17 protein-coding genes are annotated in these 16804 nt (G+C 62.7%); 3 read left to right on the forward strand and 14 right to left on the reverse strand.

Translation table 11 applies throughout. The features are described from left to right. The 11 genes from RJ03_RS37900 to RJ03_RS29545 all read right to left on the reverse strand — a co-directional run. A partial coding sequence (locus RJ03_RS37900) for a UvrD-helicase domain-containing protein (RefSeq protein WP_036508743.1) occupies positions 1-968 on the reverse strand: 968 nt, incomplete at its 3' end. Further along, positions 968-7318 carry a DEAD/DEAH box helicase gene (locus RJ03_RS29515; protein WP_036508745.1) on the reverse strand — a complete coding sequence of 2117 codons (6351 nt, stop codon included), beginning with the start codon at positions 7316-7318 and terminating at the stop codon, positions 968-970. The genes RJ03_RS29515 and RJ03_RS37900, both read right to left, overlap by 1 nt. Before the next feature lie 376 nt (positions 7319-7694). After that, a complete protein-coding gene (locus tag RJ03_RS36370) occupies positions 7695-7811 on the reverse strand; it encodes an excalibur calcium-binding domain-containing protein (protein WP_444543648.1) in 117 nt (38 codons plus the stop codon). Between the two features lie 415 nt (positions 7812-8226). Then, the gene (locus RJ03_RS29520) at positions 8227-8496 is read right to left on the reverse strand and encodes a hypothetical protein (RefSeq protein WP_051025410.1); all 270 of its coding nucleotides are present in this window, start codon (positions 8494-8496) and stop codon (positions 8227-8229) included. Positions 8497-8533: 37 nt separating this feature from the next. Next, entirely contained in the window at positions 8534-8980 is a 447-nt protein-coding gene (locus RJ03_RS37470; protein ID WP_036508748.1) for a hypothetical protein, read from the reverse strand. Positions 8981-9060: 80 nt separating this feature from the next. Continuing rightward, positions 9061-9405, reverse strand: coding sequence for a type VII secretion target (locus RJ03_RS29530; protein ID WP_051025411.1), 345 nt, complete (start codon positions 9403-9405; stop codon positions 9061-9063). A 351-nt stretch (positions 9406-9756) separates the two neighbouring features. Then, the gene (locus RJ03_RS29535) at positions 9757-10071 is read right to left on the reverse strand and encodes an NUDIX hydrolase (RefSeq protein WP_281032301.1); all 315 of its coding nucleotides are present in this window, start codon (positions 10069-10071) and stop codon (positions 9757-9759) included. After that, the gene (locus RJ03_RS38610) at positions 10019-10195 is read right to left on the reverse strand and encodes an NUDIX hydrolase (RefSeq protein ID WP_245552427.1); all 177 of its coding nucleotides are present in this window, start codon (positions 10193-10195) and stop codon (positions 10019-10021) included. Before RJ03_RS38610 ends, RJ03_RS29535 begins: the two co-directional genes overlap by 53 nt. 73 nt (positions 10196-10268) lie before the next feature. Then, on the reverse strand, positions 10269-10460 hold the full coding sequence (locus RJ03_RS29540) for a hypothetical protein (protein ID WP_036508749.1): 192 nt from the start codon (positions 10458-10460) through the stop codon (positions 10269-10271). 177 nt (positions 10461-10637) lie between these two features. Next, on the reverse strand, positions 10638-10781 hold the full coding sequence (locus tag RJ03_RS38615) for a hypothetical protein (RefSeq protein ID WP_245552423.1): 144 nt from the start codon (positions 10779-10781) through the stop codon (positions 10638-10640). Positions 10782-10921: 140 nt separating this feature from the next. After that, positions 10922-11182, reverse strand: coding sequence for a hypothetical protein (locus RJ03_RS29545; protein ID WP_157163527.1), 261 nt, complete (start codon positions 11180-11182; stop codon positions 10922-10924). A 249-nt stretch (positions 11183-11431) separates the two neighbouring features. On the opposite strand from RJ03_RS29545, the gene RJ03_RS29550 reads away from it, so the two are divergent. Genes RJ03_RS29550 through RJ03_RS38620 form a run of 3 tightly spaced genes read left to right on the forward strand, consistent with a single transcriptional unit; the run spans position 11432 to position 13643 of the window. Beyond that, complete coding sequence (locus RJ03_RS29550; protein ID WP_051025412.1) at positions 11432-12757, forward strand: helix-turn-helix domain-containing protein; 1326 nt, start codon at positions 11432-11434, stop codon at positions 12755-12757. Continuing rightward, positions 12754-13077, forward strand: a complete 324-nt coding sequence (locus RJ03_RS29555; protein ID WP_036508752.1) for a 4a-hydroxytetrahydrobiopterin dehydratase — start codon at positions 12754-12756, stop codon at positions 13075-13077. The genes RJ03_RS29550 and RJ03_RS29555 overlap by 4 nt, the downstream gene beginning before the upstream one ends. A gap of 23 nt (positions 13078-13100) precedes the next feature. Beyond that, positions 13101-13643: a hypothetical protein gene (locus RJ03_RS38620; protein ID WP_245552424.1), complete on the forward strand. Its 543-nt coding sequence runs from the start codon at positions 13101-13103 to the stop codon at positions 13641-13643. Between the two features lie 438 nt (positions 13644-14081). On the opposite strand, the gene RJ03_RS37995 is transcribed toward RJ03_RS38620, so the two are convergent. The 3 genes from RJ03_RS37995 to RJ03_RS37475 all read right to left on the reverse strand — a co-directional run bounded on the left by RJ03_RS37995 (position 14082) and on the right by RJ03_RS37475 (position 16789). Then, positions 14082-14897: an IS630 family transposase gene (locus tag RJ03_RS37995; protein WP_245552425.1), complete on the reverse strand. Its 816-nt coding sequence runs from the start codon at positions 14895-14897 to the stop codon at positions 14082-14084. Further along, positions 14894-15112 carry a helix-turn-helix domain-containing protein gene (locus RJ03_RS38180; protein WP_218001026.1) on the reverse strand — a complete coding sequence of 73 codons (219 nt, stop codon included), beginning with the start codon at positions 15110-15112 and terminating at the stop codon, positions 14894-14896. Before RJ03_RS38180 ends, RJ03_RS37995 begins: the two co-directional genes overlap by 4 nt. Before the next feature lie 255 nt (positions 15113-15367). Continuing rightward, positions 15368-16789, reverse strand: coding sequence for an early set domain-containing protein (locus tag RJ03_RS37475; protein ID WP_157163528.1), 1422 nt, complete (start codon positions 16787-16789; stop codon positions 15368-15370). Positions 16790-16804: the final 15 nt, after the last annotated feature.

Raw genomic sequence — 16804 nt, forward strand, 5'->3', positions numbered from 1 at the left:
AGATCCGCCTCGAGCCCCTTGGCGAGCGTTTTGTTGAACGTGGTCAGGATGATTCGCGCCTGCGGGTCGCTCTTCCACAGCCGATGCGCACGATGGATCGCGACGACGGTCTTACCCGTGCCCGCGCCGCCGGACAGCCGAAACGCACCGTTGAAATCCTTCTCCACGTAGGTGCGCTGTTCGGGATGCAGGAACGTGCGCCACGCGGCGAAATCGCCGCCCTCTATAACCCGGCGAAGTTCTTCGGTGTCGTCGATGTAGGTGAACTGCATCCGCGAGGCGGGCCGGTCGAGCGCGGCGACGATCCGACTGTCCTCGTCCAACGTCTCGTCCGCGGAAACGTCGGTGAACGAGTACTTTTCACGAATGTCGTCGATGGAGGTGCCGCAGGCGAGGTCCAGCAGCGCATCCGCCTGCCATCCGTCGACGGCGGCCGCGATCTCATTGATCGCGTAATCATCGGCCGCTGTCAACGCCCGCTCGGCGAGGGCGGGATCCAGTCCCAGCCGATCGACGAGGTCGGTCACGGTGAACCCGGCATCAGCGAGGTAGGAGGATTTGTCGGCTGCGGCGGCAACGCGAGCTTCGGAACGGGGGAACGGGGAACGCCTTTCGACGGCACCGTCGATCTCCCCGATGATGCCCTCGACCGTGCCGTTGATCTTGTTGACCCGCAATGTGGACTGCTCGGCGAGCTTGTTGGCCTCGTCGTGCTTCCACGTCCCCATGTAGACGTAGGTGGTGTCGCCGCCTTCGGGATCGAGGCGGAACAGGATAGCCCGATAGTTCAGATCCACCCGCCCGGTCCGGACCCGCGCATCGCGGGCTCCCTTGATGGGCTCGATATGCAATCCCGGTGTGGCGTCGTCGTTTTGGAGCTTCTCGAGAAAGTCGTACACCTTGCGCTTGACGGAGCCATCGAGCTTACCCATGGCCTTGGTCTTGGTCGCCATGACGATATACGGCATTACTTCACCCCGTTCGTGTTCAGCGTCGCAACGATTTGCCCGGGGTCGGGCGGGCAGACGGTCCAACCGTCCTCCGCCATCAGCCGCGCGGTTTCGGATTCGGTGTCGAAGAACATCACGACCCGCTGCTGCGGCCACGCGATGTCCAAGACATAACCGTCGTCGTTTTCGCCGCCGATGACCGGCAGCGGTGTCTGGGCGGCGGCGAGAGCGAGCACCAACTCCTTCTCGGCGGGGGAGAACGCCTCGCCGTAGACCTGCTGCCACTGCGGCGACAATGCCGACGCGGTGAGCGCCGGCTGCTCCTTCGGAATCTGCACGTCGGTGGCGAGCAGGCTCCGTGTGGTGATGGTGTGGTTGTCGCACAGCCCGAACCAATTCGACAGTCGCAGCCATTCTTTCCACGCCTGTCCGTCGAGCGTTTCGAGCTTCTCGTCGCGATCGTCGAGGGCGAGCACGGCGTGCATCGTCTTGGTATCGGTCCGCAGGGCGGCGGTAATGGCAAGGGGCCCATCGGCATAGGACCAGCACGCGTAGTTCCCGTCCGGCACCGACGGCGTCCGACCGTCCAGCAGATCGAGGGCCCACGGCACCACGGCGGTCAGATCGCCCGGGGTTCTGTTCTTGCCCATGAACATCATCGGCAGCCAGTGCCCGACGGCTTCCCACGCCTCCAAGTCGGGGTCCTGCATGAACTCCAGCAGCTGGGTGATCGGGTCCGCGGTGATCAAATCGAGTAGCGCGGGCCGTAGGTTGCCCTGCTGCATCGTGGCCTTGGCCATTCTCTGCGAATACCACGACGGAGTTGCCGGCGTGCCCTCTTCGAATCGCACCACATCGTCGTAGCCGAACGACCACACGATGTGGTTGGCGGTCCGCAGGTTTTCCCGTTTCAACGCATCGTCGGCGACGCGATTGTTGCCGGGCGTGGCGTGATATCGGCGTCCGTCGGCGAAGATGGCGATGATCGGAACGCTCGAATCGAATGTGCTGAGTTCGTAGTCGGGAAGACTGTTCTCCATCCGCACCTGAGGTTTCAGTTTCCAGGTGCGAATCACCTTGCCCGGCATCGTGATCGTCGCCGTGGGGCTGTAGGTGCCGGGCGTCTCCTTGATCGTCGCGCCCATATTCCGCAGCCGATCGAGGAAGGCGACGTAGAACCTGCCCTCGAGCGCCGACTCGTCGCTCTCGACCCGCAGCCGCGGCTGTTGGGTGGTGAGCACGTTCTCCCAATCACTCCATACCGGTTCCGATTCCTGCTCGACACCGAGCAGCTCATCGAGAATCCGTGCGGCGGTTTTGCGCGACACGTGGTCGAGTTCGTGGGGTGCGGCGAAGGGCAGCAGGCATTTGTGGCAGGCGAGGCGCTGTTGTTCCGCGCATTCACAGGTGTGAACGACCTCTCGCGCTGCCCTCAGTACCGACCACACCTTCGCGGCGTCGGCGAATTCGGCGAGATATCCGGTGCCACCCGGCACGGTGTCATGGATCAGTAGGGCCTGCTGACTGGGCGCATGCAGCGCATCGGGGATGATCGCGACATCCAGGTGTTCCGGCGACCCACCGATAACTTCCCGAAGACCCAGCAGGATCGCGGTCTTGAGGCTCGGGTAGGTGAACGAGTCGTATTTGAGCCAACTGGGGACGTGCAGCAGTACAGCTTGGGTGTTCAGGGTGCGAGCGAGCGCGATCTCGCGCACGTGCTTCTCATCGGTCGCGTTGCGGAATTTGCACCAGCTCCGATGTTCGTGGGTGCGGTTGTGGCCGGCGATGCGATCGAGTTGGCCGCAGCCCGAGCACACCCGGAACAATGCGCTGGTGGTTTCCTGACCGGCGATTTCGCGCTTACCGCCTTGGGAAGTCCGCTTTCCCATGTTCAGCCAGCGAATGTCGATGCGCTGCAAGTATTCCGCGCCGAAATCACGGTCGGTGACGAACCATCGCTGCGCCACATCGTCGGGATTGATATCGGCGGCCGTGATGACGTTGAACGATTCGCGCTTGCGATCGTCGCGGGCATCGTTGATGGACGCTTCGTCCCGGCGAACCTCCGCCGAGACCCGCGACATCTCGACGACCTGGAGCTGCTGGCTCACATCGGCGATGGCGGGCGTGTTGCAGCGCGGGCAGTGCGCCGGTGGCGGGCTGGCGTCGGCGGCATGGGAAATGCCGGCCCACCCACATTGCGGGCACATCCGCCAGGTATGGATATTCGCTTCACCGGGGCCGAGGTCGACCGCGTCGATCTGTACCGCCAGGCCCTGCGCGTAAAACGTTGCGCCCGGCGCCAATTCGGTCAGCGCGACTCGAGAGCCGCGCTGATAGCTGTGAGTGTCTCCGGCGTACTGATTGGTGTCGGGATCGATCCAGGTGATTCCGACATCCAGAGTTACCGAATCGTCGAGCAGTGTGTAATTGGGCAGGACGCCGTAGCGTTCCAGAACACCGACCCAATGCTCGGTGGTCAGATCCTTGATGTGCCGGCCGAGTAACCGCAAAGTCCCTCTTGCCGTGCGTAGTTCACGCCGGTCGTCGTCCGTGGCCGCGGGCGAGGCGGCACGCTTCTCGAATTCGGGTATTGCCGCGTCGACGGCCTTGCGCCGGTTGGTCAGTTCGGTGACGTCGCGATTCCAGCGATGAACCACTTCCCGCAGATGTGACACCAATCCGCTGGGCGCACCGTCTGTCTCGCTGGTCGCCCAGGTGCGCAAGGTCTCTTGCGCGCGGGTGTCGAGCAGACCCTCGAACTGGGCTAGGAAGCTGTCGAGCAGTTGCTTCGATTCGGTGTCGGCGAGGGCGAGAAGCCTTGCCATCCAACTACCTTCGTCGAAGGTGCCCACCACTGTCCGGGCCTCGATGGGGTCTTCCGCACCGGGTTCGCGCGCGATTTTGTCGATGATATGCGCGACGTACTGGCGTTGCAGGATCTCCTCGGCCGTCAGGAAGGTGGCCGGTGGACGCACCTCTCCCTGGATGACGGAGGTGGGGTCGTACAACTTCGGCAGGTGCTCGCCCCGCCCGCGCACGAAGGCAAGCACCAGCGAATTGCCGGTGAGACGTCCGGCGCGGCCGACGCGCTGCAGGTACGAGGACACGGTGCGTGGCATCGACCCGAGCATCACCGTGGACAGATCACCGATATCGATGCCCATCTCGAGCGTCGGGGTCGCGACGAGCACGTTGGGTGCGGTGGGATCGGAGACCGCCTGTTTGAACTTCGTCTCGTATTCCAGCCGAACATCTGTGGGCAGCAGGGACGTGTGCTCGCGGGCGACGACGCGTTTCATCTCCGAATCGTCGTAGAGCTTGCGGTAGAAGTTCTTACCGCGTGGTGTGCGGTGCAGGGTTCCGGGGCATCGGTCGAGCAGGCAGCATGCGCCGTCGAGTTGTGCTGTGACGGTGGCGGTTCCGGGGTTCGGTGTCTGACACACATCGCAGGTGAGCAGGTTTTCCCCCGCCTCGAGATCTTCCAGCTCGGTGGCGCCGACGAGGACCGACGCCGAATCCAGTTGATAGACGGTGAGATCCTTCTCGCTCGTCGTCGTGGTGAGGATCCGCTGCTCGGCCAGCGTCGCGAACAATGCCCGGGCCGCGAAACCTCCTTCGAAGGCCGAGACGCCCAGGCATTTACTGGCCCAGCGCGCATACCAGGAGGCGGGAGAGGTTATCGCGTCGAACCCTTCGGGGATCGTCCGGGAGCCGAGGGCCGGAAAAGCGGGCGCCGGACGGCCTTTCGGAAATGCGGGCATCCCTTCGTGTTTGGGCCGTCCGCCCCACACCCACCGCCGGTTCGCATCCTTGACGATGTATTTGTCGAGCCAGGGATGGGCGAGCGCACCCTGCGTGCGCATGCGCTCGACGGTCCCGCGTACCCACCGGGTGGCCGCGGCGGGATCGATCTCGGCGAACGTCAGCTGGTGCTCGGTATTGCCGAGTGCGAGCATGCCCAACTGAAGCACTCGTTCCGGTGCTCCCAGATCTACCTCCGCGACAACACTTCCGGTGAGCTCCAAGGTGCGTCCCAGCCGCGACTGCAAACCGAACTCGAGGTTGATATCGAACTGCAGTCGCTTCCGCACCAAGCGCAGTGCCTTGGTCCGTGCGGCCGACGGGGCGCTGTCGTCCCAGAATGCCCGGAACTCGTCGCGTTCGACGATATCCGGCGCCAGCAGGTGATACCGCCGCATGACATCGGACTGCGCCCGATCGATCACCGCGTCGCACAGATCCGTCAGCGGCACCAGACCAGTGCCGGAAGGGGTTGTGCCGAGGGCATTTCGGAGCGTTGACCGCAGACTGAGGGTATGTGAGCGTGCTTGCACAAACCCGGCACGGTGGGCCGCGTCCTGCACGCTGTCGGTGAACATCAGCGCCTTCTTCTCGGCGGCGTCGAGCCCGGCATCGCCGAACATGCTCGACAGCGCGACTGAGAGCTGAGTGGCCACCGCGCTGCCGAGAAAGCGGATTCCGTCCGCGGACCGGCAGGCCGGGCACATATCCTTCTGCGAGTTGTCCTCGGCGTCGGGTCCGGTGAGGATCAGGATCGGCAGTACCCGCCCGTCCAGAACTTCGGGGCCTTCGGGATCCGGTGTGTCGTCGGTGATTTCGCGTTCGTCGACATGCAGCCACCGCAGGCCTTCGACATCCTTGCCGAGTTGCGCCTCGACCGGTGCGGAGATCAGCGCGCGGAAGCGCTGGCCTCCGGCTGCATGCTGCCGGCGGATATCCTCGTCGGTGACATCGAGGGTCATACCGGTCGGCGCCAGCCGCGCACCCCATCCGGAACGTCCGCAGTGCCGGCAGTACACGGCCGGCAGATAGGTCGTCCCGGGCGTATCGACGGCGCCGTCGTCGGCCCAGTGAAAGACGGTGGCGGCGGCAAGGTTTCGGTCGATGCGCGACAGTTCCCGAACCCACAGGTGAACATCGACGTTCAGCGCACTGCGCCCGATTCCGGCGCGCAGATGCGACAATGCCGCGAACAGATAGTCGAGATAGCGTTGCCGGCGAGCGATATCGCGCGGTTGCTCGCGGGTGCTGGTTGTGGTCTCCAGGACGGTGTCGGCCAGCTCGGCCAGCGAAACCGCCTGCACGCTCTTGCGGAGCAAGCTCCGGAACAGGTCGTGGCTTTTCAACAGGTCGATAAGTTCGGTATCGCCGAGCTTGCGCAGATCCGAGGCGCGCTCGCCTAGCCCTCCCTCGAGGCCCACCCGTTCGAACAATGTCGCCAGAATCAGTGCGGTCGCCGCGTTATTGTTCGGCGCGGCGTTGACCCGGTCCTCCAGATCGCGCAGGTTCGCCTCGTCCAAAGCCGGAAAGCGGATCGGTCGATACAGATGGTCGAGTGCGGGACTGCGGTCGGCGAGCCATTCGTCCGGCGTCAGCCTGGTCTCTCCGACCACGGCGTCGGCGGTGAAAACCTCTCCGAAAACCGTGTGCGCGAAATCCAGCATCGCGGTCGGCGCCTTCTCGGAGCCGAGCGTCGCCGATGTCGCGACCGGGGTGATCCGCCCCAGTGGACGCGCGCGGTCCGCGTCGGTGACAGCCGAGTCCGCGGTCCAATACGACTTGATGGTCAAACCGAGGCGCCGCAGCAGCATGGCCACATCGGTGCCCTGGGCACCGTCGTAGGTGTGGAATTCGTCGAGCACCACGTACTGCAGGGATTCCGCCGACTGCCGCCACATCGGCGCCCGATCCGGGCGCAGCAGCATTTGGTCGAGCATCTTGTAGTTCGTGAGCAGGATGTCCGGCGGCGAATCGTGCATGATCCGGCGGTCGGTGATCAGCCCGTCCGCCGAAACCAGTGTTCGGGAACTCGACGACGCCTCGCCGGTGTAGAGCCCGGCCGTCACCCCCGAGAGCTCCGGATTCTTGATGATCAGCTCCGCCAGACGCCGCTCCTGGTCGTTGGCGAGAGCGTTCATCGGATAGATGATCAGCGCCTTCATACCCGCGACGCCGGCCTTCTTCGCCCGCAGCACGTGATCGAGGATCGGAATCAGGAACGATTCGGTCTTACCCGAACCCGTGCCGGTGGTGACCAGCGTCGGCTGCGGCCGCGACTGAAACTTCGTCGACAGCCGCTCGAACGCCTTGGCCTGGTGCCCGTAGGGCACCCACCCTGGCGGCAGCCAGTCCAGATGCATCCCCCAGTTGCCCGTGGCCTGCGCGAATGGCAGTCGCAACCGCACATAGGGCCCTTTGAACATCCCATCCCGCGGATGATCGATGAAGTCGACCAGCGCACCCTTGGTATCGGCATCGGTCAGAGCGAAGGTAGTGGCGAGGTAGTCGGTCAATCCCTCCCGCAGCCGACTGGCCTGCAGTGTGGGGAGTAGTGCCCCCATGATCGACTCCCCTCCGCTGTCCGGTCGCTGTGTACGTTTGCTGTGACTGGGATTCGCCAGTATCCATGCCACGAATAGCTTTGTGGGTCAATCCTATTCGGTGCACCGCCGGGCGGTCGCCCGAACGGGCGTGGACCAGTCTGCAAACACATCGTTCCGGACGCGGATTTGGTTACGTGTGCTCACGAAAGGCGGGCATGGGTGTGGTCGGTGCCGGCGCGCTGCGGCCGTGGGATCGGGGGCCTTGTCACGCGGCTATTCTCACGACGTGCACCTGGTGGTCGTCCGCGGGATCATCGTTACGATGCACAGTCGCTGTCGTTATATGGCGACAGCGCCAAGTGTCGCCGTCTGACGACAATGGGATCGGTCCGGCCTACCGCTCGCACGCGACCCCGTCGCCGTCCCGGTCCAGCCCCGGCCGGTACCCCGGCTCGCCGCCGTGTAGCGGTGCCGCACCAGCCGCGTTGGTTGCAGGCAGGCGACGCTGAATCCGTCGACTTCAGACTCCTGGCTCGCGACCGAATGCCGTTGCGACCCGGGCGGTTCGATTGTGGAGCAGATCCGCACCGAGTGGAACCGGATTCGGGCTGGTTGTAAACGATTCGCCGGCTACAATGTGCGTATTATGTCCCCGGGTTCTGCTCGTTCGGATATTTCTCGGGAAAACGCAAACGAGTACTGGCCGGAAGGGGAGCGGTGAATCTCAATACCCACCAGAACGCCCTGAACGGTTGACTCATCTCCTTTGAGTAGCTCGACCTGATCTCCGACCGAGAATTTGTCGCCAGTTCTGCCGACAATAATCGGATTCGGGCGAATGCTCACCCGGAAGATGTCATCGACCCGGAATTCGCTCAACCGAACGCCCTTCAAGTCGACTCCCGCACGGCGAGGGTCGGCACCTCTCAGTCGCCACTGAACCACAGGTAACCCTGCTGCCGGATCGCCGATTCCGATGCTCGCCGCAGGACGGAGAAAAGTTCTCGCTCCGCGTCGCTCTGCGGATTCGCGGAATCCAGCTCCTCCAGAAAGAATTTCAACTGGTATGAATTGAACATGGTGTCGGCGTATTTATGAATTCCGCGCATCATCGGACCCGTGGGTGAATCCAAGACTATATCCGCAAGCGTGTCGGCGGCGGCGCCGGAGAATGACTCTGTCTCCTTGTGGTTCATGTTCTGCACGCTTATCGTTATTCCCAACGCATCCTCCTTATTCGGGGAACATGTTTATGACGGTACCCCACCTGTCCGTGATCACCTTGTACTTGTTTGTCGGTTGGCCGCCGTTGTTCTGCGACCTGTTTCCGACCGGGTGACCGGCATCCACCTCGCGTTCGTAGTTGCCGTAATCGTTCGGCCCACGAGCTGTGACGTTTCTCCGCGGCCTCGGCCAGTGCATCGAGGTCGGTACTTCGGGGAAGGTGCTCTTGTCGGGCGTGACGTTGTTGCCGCCCCGAACATGCTTTCCCTTGATGTACTCCTCGGATTCATCGGCGAGGCCGCCGAGTGGAATGCCCGGAGCCTGCGGCAGATCTTCGTACTTGGTCGCCACGGTCATCGCGCCGTCCGCGGCGACGATGACCTTCATCGCGATGATGGCGGCGAGGTTGGTGGAGGGCTGCGACACGGTGTTCGATATCGGCGAGATGGTCAGCAATGAAGCCGGCCAGACCGGACAGTCGGGATACGATCTGGTCGAGGTGTTCGAGGTCGACCGAGAACTGCGAAGCCACCGGACTACGTCCAGTTCAACTTCGGGATATCCAGCGCCGCAGCACTGTTCGCGTCCACCGACTGGAAAGTTTCGGCTGTGACTCCAAGCTTTTCCGCCATGGTGGTCAGTGCCGCGAAGATCTGCCGTCCGCCGTCGTGGACCTCGGTCCAGCCCTCGGAGAATTCGTCGGCGTAGTCGCCGGTCCAGCTGCCGTTGAGCAGTTCGGTGACTTCCCCGGCCGCGGAACTCAGAGCTCGGGACAGGGTGTCGGCCAAGCCGTAGATGTAGATGCCGACATCACGCACCTGTTCCGGGACAACCGAAAACCCCTGGCCAGGACTTGGAATGTTCCCCCCATTATCAGTCACATTGCGATGCTAGGCGATCAGCGGTCGAGGCGTCCATCATGACCGAGTGTGACGACCGCCGCGTGAACAAGCAATCGAAGGTGACCGGGAAGGGGCATGGACGCAGCGCGCATCAGGCTCGATCATGAGTAGACGGCGCGCTTCGGTCAGCTGGCAGTGCGGGAGTCCGTCTGGACGACGAGGTATTCCGGGTACGCAGGGCCGCCGGGCGGCACATCACTCCGTCGGTCACGTCGGAGTTCCGCTCCGAAGGCGGAGGGTGGTTCGCGGTTGCCGGCGTCGTTCCTGACGGTCACGGCCGGAATGGCCGCGGGCCGCCACCCGCGCACTGGCGGCCTGCCGGCTTTTGTCCTATGCAGCTCGGTAAGCGTCGAGTACCTGCCGCACAGCGTCGGTGACGGGCGGGGCCTCGGTGAGCGCGGTCCAGGCGTAGGCGTCGTGTTCTTGAAGCTGCACGGGTTCGGGTTTTTCGACGTCGACGGCGAAGTTGAACTGGCGGGATGGTTTTCCGCTGCCGGATCGGTAGTCGAAGCTGCCGAGGAAGGTGCGCACAGCGGTGACGCCGAGCCCGGTTTCTTCTGCGACCTCGCGGATCAGGGCTTGGGTGAGTGTTTCACCGGGTTCGACCTTGCCGCTCGGCAGCTCCCAGATGCCCCCCCATGAAATCGTCCTCGGGGCGTTGCAGCAGGAGGACTTTGCCGTCGTGGTGAATGACGGCGCCCACAACGAGTTGCTGTATGCCGTCGGTCGAAGCTTCTGTGGTGAGTCGCTCGATCAGGGCTTCGTCCATGGTCGCTATCCTTTCAGTTCATCGATGTGGTGGAACACTTTTCGGATCGCCTCGACATAGCGCATCGTGATCGCTACTCGCTCAAGTACCGTTCGACCTCGGCCAGGGAAGCGGTTTCGAAGAGGTGTTCGCCATCGTCGATGTCGACCAAAACCCAGCGGTTGCTCTGTTTGGGTTGGGCGATGAGTTGGTAGCCGGCGCGGCGGGCGCGTGCCATCAGGAACCGCAGGCGCGCGGTGTCCGGGTTGATATGGCGGGCGGTCATCGTGTCCGTCGGCTCTCTGTGCGGGGCGCCAGTCGCGCAGGGCGTCAGCGAATCGCGTCAGTGCGGCGATGTTCGGGGTGGGTGGCTGGGGCAATCGGTAACGGGGGCGTGGAATTTGGGTGCGTCTGGGTTCACGGCGGGGGAGTTGGTCGTGCACGATTTCCTCCGTGGTGTCGGTCAGTAGCCCATGTGCGGCCGGTTGGCGGGGATCATGCGTTTGGCGGCGACGAGGTGGGCTTTGGCTTGCTGTTTGATCGGGCAGACGGTGATGGGGCAGTCGATGTGTCGCTGCATCACCGAATGGGCGAGCGCGGTGGTCATGGCCGGGACGCGGTGGTGATCAGTGACGGGTAGCCCGAATGCCTCCGGTGTCGTGGACGCGCTGACGTGAAAAGCGGGCATCGGCTTGTCAAGGATTGTCAAAGCGCTTGTCCCTTCGTTGTTTTGAGATCGAGCGGTGGTCACTGTGTGGCCTCGATGTACTGTGCGGCGTGCCGGAATCGGGGACAGCCGTGCTTGGCGTGGTCGGCCATGACGTTGATGGCGTGGGCTCGTCCGCGGATGGGTTCGGTGTTTCGGCAGGCCGCCGGAGGATCGAGGTGGCGGAGGCCGGCGGCGACGCGTTCGAGGAGATCGCGGTTGCGGGTGTGCCACAGGCGTAGGGTGGCCGCCATCGACCGGTTGTGCGTGCGCCGGGGAAGTTTCGGGAGGTCCTGACGCATGCACTCCTCGACCGGGTGGCCGCCGGTGGGGGTCGGCTCCGCGTCGATCGGTTCACGGGCACTCGTGGCGGGTGTAGGCATTGCGGTCGGCTCCGGAATCTGTCGGGGCGAAAGTCGAGCGTGCGCCTGTGCGGTGTGCGGTAATAGGTTGCTTCCAGCTTTGCCGGGTCGCCGCGTCGGAACGACGCACCGGACCCGTACTGAGCCCGTACCCTGGCGGTACTACAGCGGAGGGGAGAACGGCGAGAGATGACGATCGTGACGTGGACCGGTCTCGAGGTCATTGCGCTGCGTACAGCGTTGCGGGACACGCAGATTCAGTTCGCCGACCGGATCGGATGTTCGCTGGAAGCAGTCGGCAAATGGGAACGCAGAGGCGCGGATATCAGATTGGGTGCGAAGTACGCCGAATGTATGGACACCGCTTACGGAAGGCTCGATGAAGAACAAAGAGCGCGGTTCGATGTGGCACGGCGGGATTCGGGTGATGTTGTGCGGGCCGACGGTGTTGAATTGCCTCTGCCGAATGTTTCGTTGCTCGGCGAGCAGGAGGTCGATAGCGTGAGACGACGTGATTTCGGGGCCGCCGCCCTTGGGCTGCCTGCTCTCGCTGCGGGCGTTGCGAAGTCAAATCCGAGCGGCAAATACACAGAGGTTTCGGACCTTGTGTCCGGCGCCCGGGTGGCCCCTGAACTCGTTGATTACTTCCGCTCTCAACTGTCCGGGCACTACACCGCGGACGTGTACCTGGGGCCGCTATACCTCATCCCGGCAGTGCGGGCTCAGACCGAATTGATCGACTGTCTCGCACGCACGGCTGATACCTCGGTGCGTTACGGCCTGCTGGAAGTTGGCACTGCGTACGCGGCCCTACTCGGCTGGCTGTATCAGGATGCCGGTGACCTGGCGGCATCCGCAAAGTGGCGAGACACCACTTTGTCGATCGCGCACCGCTGCGGAAACTCCGATCTCGTCTCCTATGCGCTGTCGAACATGGCGATGCTCGCACTGGACCACGGCGACGGCCGCGCCGTCGTCGACTTCGCGCGGGCGGCTCGAGCGGCCGGGCACAAGCTGTCGCCGAAAGTCCGCGTGATAGCCCTTCAGCACGAGGCGCAGGGCCACGCCATGCTCGGCGATCGTGCCACGGCCGAGCGGCTGCTGGACGACGCCGTGCCTCTGATCGACCGCATCGATGATGCACACCCATGGGGAAACTCTTGCCGTCGCACGCCGCACCACATGGAAGTGCAGCGGGCAACCTGTTACGGACGCACCGGCCGCCGGCGAGACACCATGGACGCGGCCAGCCTGTGGGACGAGATCATGGACTCCATGCCGGAGTCTGCGCGGCGCGATAACGCTGTGTTCCGGGCGCGGCAATCGGCAGTGCTGGCCAGAGTGCCGGATCCCGACCGCGCGGTATGGGCGGCAGCAGAGGCGGTCGAGGCAGTCAGAGTCACCGGGTCTGCCAGGCTCCGAGGTGAATTGAAAGAGGTTTCTACCCATGCCCGTTCGTGGGCGCACACCTCAGCAGGCCGTGAGCTGCGTGCTCTCGTAGAGTCTGTCGCATGACCGCACTGCCAACTCCGTTGAGTGACAGCGAGATTGCCAGCCGCCTGGAAGCCCTGCCCGGTTGGAAGCGCGACGGCGACGAGATCACGCGCACCTTCACCCACACCTACCATGAGTGCGTGCATCTGGCGGTGTACGTCGCGGCAAAGGCGCGCGAGGTGGGGCACCATCCCGACATGCTGATCACCTGGCAGCGGATCAAGTTCCGGATCACGACCCATGATGTCGGGAGGAAGTTGACCGAGCTGGACTTCGCCCTGGCGCGGGATATTGATCGAATCGCGGAAGCCGCTGGCGCGACCCCGGCCGACGCAGTGTGATCCCGACTCAGGAGGATGTCGGTGTGGCCGCAACCACCAGCCCGGTACGGGCCGTACCCGACGTACTGGATCTGCGCGCCGAGATTCCTGCGGCACTGGCAGCGCGACCGATGGCGGCAGCCGGCGCATTACCCGGGCGTCTCGCGCTCGAACAGGCTTGTGCCGCTTTTGGATTCAGTCTCGGCGCGGCGCAACTTCTGCATCGGCGGTCGAACGCGGTATGGCGGGTAGGCGATGTGGTTGTTCGCCTTGCTCTGGACACGCCGCTGCGCCGCACCCGCGCTGATACGAGCATCGCGGTCACCCGGTGGCTTGCGTTCACGGCGACTGAACCGATCGCATTGCCGCCCGTCTCCGGAGAGCAACCGGTCGTGGTGGACGGTGCGGTGGCGACGTTCTTGCCTTATCGGTCTACGGCCGCTCATCCGATTACCGCGACGTCGGAAGCCTGGTTCGACGGCTTCATCAGCAGCCGGCGCCCCCGTTTTGGATCCCACGATATCGCCCGTTGCGGCGGTTGCGTGAAGCGCTCGACGTCGATGTGGCACGACCGCAGCCGGTGCTGAGCGACCAGGAACGCGGATGATGTCGCGACCAAGCCGACGCGCTGGCCGCAGCATTCGAGACGACCAGCTTTCCACTCGGGTTCGGACTGGTCCACGCCGACGCACACGAAGCGAACATGGTCCACTCCGACCGCGGTTGGGTGCATCGACTGGGACAACGCCTGTTACAGTCCCCGCGAACTCGACCTGGTCGGAACACTGCCCGACCACTTCCACGCCCCGCACACCCACCGCGCCAAGTTCGTTCGGTCATACGGCTACGACCTGCTCGAATGGCCCGGCTGGAGGTTGTTGCGCGACATCGCCGAGTACCACTCACTCGGCTCCTATATCCGAATCGCCGCCGACGAACCCCGAGCCGAACACGAACTCCGCCGCCGCGTGGAATCGTTGCGCACAGGAGACCGGGACGCTGTCTGGCGCTCGATTAGTGCCGTGTCAGGCAACCTTCGGTAGGTAATTGGGGTGCCGGATCTTGGAGCCGACGGCGAAGTCGCGTACGGGTCCAGCGTGCTGATTGCGCCAGCGGATGTAGGTGCCGATCGCGTCGTCCTGCTCGCCGTGGCTGCGGTGATCGGTGCCGTTGAGCGCGAAGTACCGCAGCGCGGCGAACTCGCACTCGATGCGGTTCAACCACGACGAATACGTCGGCAGGAACACCAGCTCAATGTCGTTGACGGCACACCATTCCCGCACTTCCCGCCGCTTGTGCACCGAGTAGTTGTCGGCGATCAGATACAACCTCCCGACAGGCCAGCGGGAACGAAGGCTTTTGAGGAAGGCCAGGAACTCGGTCCAGCGCTTGCGATCGCGGATGCGGTAATACAGCTGGCCGGAGGCCAGATCGAGAGCCCCGAACATATGCCGCACGCCCTGAGTGCGATGGTAAGTCGCTCGCACCCGCTTCGGATCACGCCGAGGAAACCAGCCACGCCCGGCCCGCGGTTGCAGGTTCAACGGACCGAACTCATCCACGCACACCACCCGCCCATCGGCCGGTGGATTGTCATACAGGTCGAGCACACGGGCCATCTTCTCGGTGAACTCCGGATCGTTGCTGACCTTCCAGGTCTTGGTGGCCTGCCACGACACCCCACCGGCCTTGAGGATCTGCCGCACCGTTTCACGGCTGATCTCAGCGATCCCGTTGAGCCGCAACACTTCCGCCAACTTCGACAAACTCCACACCGAGAACGGCCACCCCAGATCGCGGGGGCAGCACCGGGCGATCTGACAGATCCGATCACGCGTCACTTGATCGGTCTTCGCCGGCCTGCCCCGCTCCATTTTGGGTCCAGTGCCGCGAACCCTTCCGCATTGAAGTCGTGAATCACTTGCCGCACATACGATTCCGAGACTTGCATCAGCTTCGCGATCAACCCGACCGGTTGCCGCTGCGCCGAGGCCATCACCACGATCGCCCGCCGCGCCCGCACCGGCACCTTGCTGGTCTTCGCGATCCGCTGCACTCGCCGCCCCTCCTCCGGGGACAACTGCCGCACAAACACATCCGGCTTCCGAGCCACGACACCACCTCCACCGGCAGCATCAACGCACCCGACCACCAACGCAAACCGACACCCGGTTACCGCAGCAACCTATCTGGACACGGCATTAGGTGAGCGCTCGCGAGCCTACTCGGGTGGGTAACACGAGCCGGGACGAACAGGGGCCGCTGCGTGGGCAGATCAAGTGGTCAGCTGTCCGTTCAGCAGCCCGGACGATTAGACTTGAGAGTCGATAATTACTTGCTGCGCAAGAAACTTGACGAGCTCAACATCGGGGCGCATCAGGGTGGCCTCGCGACTTCTAGGCAATAGAATCTTTGACTTATACTTAGGGTCATCTTTTGCGTGGACGATCCTATTTCTGAGTGCATATATTCGGCCCGCTACGTGATTTACGATCGGGTCCTTCTTATTATTTGGATTTACATGCCCTACATTCTTTATTGGCCCATTAGGGCCGAAATGAGACGCTCGTTCGTCGCTTTGAAAGAACGACCGAATGCCCTCTTCTTCAATAGATTCCAGCAGTATCCTTATTTGCTTGTCTTCTGAGATGGTCTGCCCTCGCTCCGCGATGCCTATCAATCTAACGATGTCATCGTCGGTGCTGCTAAAATGAGGGTTAACCAATTCTTTCTTTAAATCTCGAATGGTGATCCGTTTGGCTGCGCGCGGGAAGTAGTATTCCAGCACCTGGTAAAAAGATAGAAAGGCTAGAGGAGGATTGAGTTCGGCGCTCTCGCCGAAAGCGTACAGTTGAGCTACCTCTGCGGGAATGTTGATCCGGGGGAATCGCACATGGCGAGAGCGTTCGTTATGGCGCAGTGGCAGGTTGTGGTTTGATCCTGGACGGTATACGGGATCGTACCGAATTCCATTTCGTACTGACAGCTCGTATAAAAATGCGTTTGCTATGTCGTGAGCCTTAGCTACGAAATTGTTGCCGCAACGCGCGGGGTCCATCTGGATCTTCAAGGTAGTGATAGTATCGTATCGACGATCAAATCCGCTTGAGCTAATATAGAAGCGAGGCATACTAAAGAGAATTCCGCATGGAGATGCGGAGGATAGTTCTATGCAGCAATTTACAGTTTCGTCATGGAGATGAATGCGTGGCTTTATAGACCGGTTTTCGGTGCGTCGATTGTTGCCAGATGCATCTTGCTGGTGTGCGAATTCCTCGGTTGGCACAAGCGCATCCATCGCCTCTTCCGGGGCATCATCAACGGCGTATACGGCCGGAAATGGGTTCGTGTTGTGGTTGCAGGCTGTACTTTCGCAGACAAGCCCGCCATATCTAGGTCGATCCGAAAATTCAAAGGTGTAACGGTCTCCCGGTCGTATTGTTGCTAAAATTAGCTCAAAGTAGCCATCGTCGGTAAAGAAGCCATAGTGTTCGGCCAGTGGCCGAGGGTCGCGAACTGCCTGTTCGGTTAGAACCTCAATCCCATCGATGGGGAATACGAATGAGCCTTTCCTCTTCCTTCGTACCGGCTTTGTGGTGCTTAGTAATAGAAATTTGGAGCTTTGGGCGGAAACCTCTAGATCGAATTTGTTGAACAAGTCATCCAGGTGAGGTGAATCTTTCAGTTTCTCCGCGTTTTGGTTGTCGCTTGTGCTTCTTCTGTCTTCAGTCAATTTGGCCCCACTCTC

Origin of the sequence: Nocardia aobensis NBRC 100429 (assembly GCF_000308375.1) — a bacterium.
In the GTDB taxonomy this organism is placed as follows: Bacteria; Actinomycetota; Actinomycetes; order Mycobacteriales; family Mycobacteriaceae; genus Nocardia; species Nocardia aobensis.

What these genes read in the sequence shown, in the direction of transcription:
- RJ03_RS29515 (WP_036508745.1), bottom strand. Translation starts at nt 7,318, where the DNA reads ATGGGGGCACTACTCCCCACACTGCAGGCCAGTCGGCTGCGGGAGGGA.
- RJ03_RS29520 (WP_051025410.1), bottom strand. Translation starts at nt 8,496, where the DNA reads ATGAACCACAAGGAGACAGAGTCATTCTCCGGCGCCGCCGCCGACACG.
- RJ03_RS38610 (WP_245552427.1), bottom strand. Translation starts at nt 10,195, where the DNA reads ATGGACGAAGCCCTGATCGAGCGACTCACCACAGAAGCTTCGACCGAC.
- RJ03_RS29540 (WP_036508749.1), bottom strand. Translation starts at nt 10,460, where the DNA reads ATGACCGCCCGCCATATCAACCCGGACACCGCGCGCCTGCGGTTCCTG.
- RJ03_RS38615 (WP_245552423.1), bottom strand. Translation starts at nt 10,781, where the DNA reads ATGACCACCGCGCTCGCCCATTCGGTGATGCAGCGACACATCGACTGC.
- RJ03_RS29545 (WP_157163527.1), bottom strand. Translation starts at nt 11,182, where the DNA reads ATGCGTCAGGACCTCCCGAAACTTCCCCGGCGCACGCACAACCGGTCG.
- RJ03_RS29550 (WP_051025412.1), top strand. Translation starts at nt 11,432, where the DNA reads ATGACGATCGTGACGTGGACCGGTCTCGAGGTCATTGCGCTGCGTACA.
- RJ03_RS29555 (WP_036508752.1), top strand. Translation starts at nt 12,754, where the DNA reads ATGACCGCACTGCCAACTCCGTTGAGTGACAGCGAGATTGCCAGCCGC.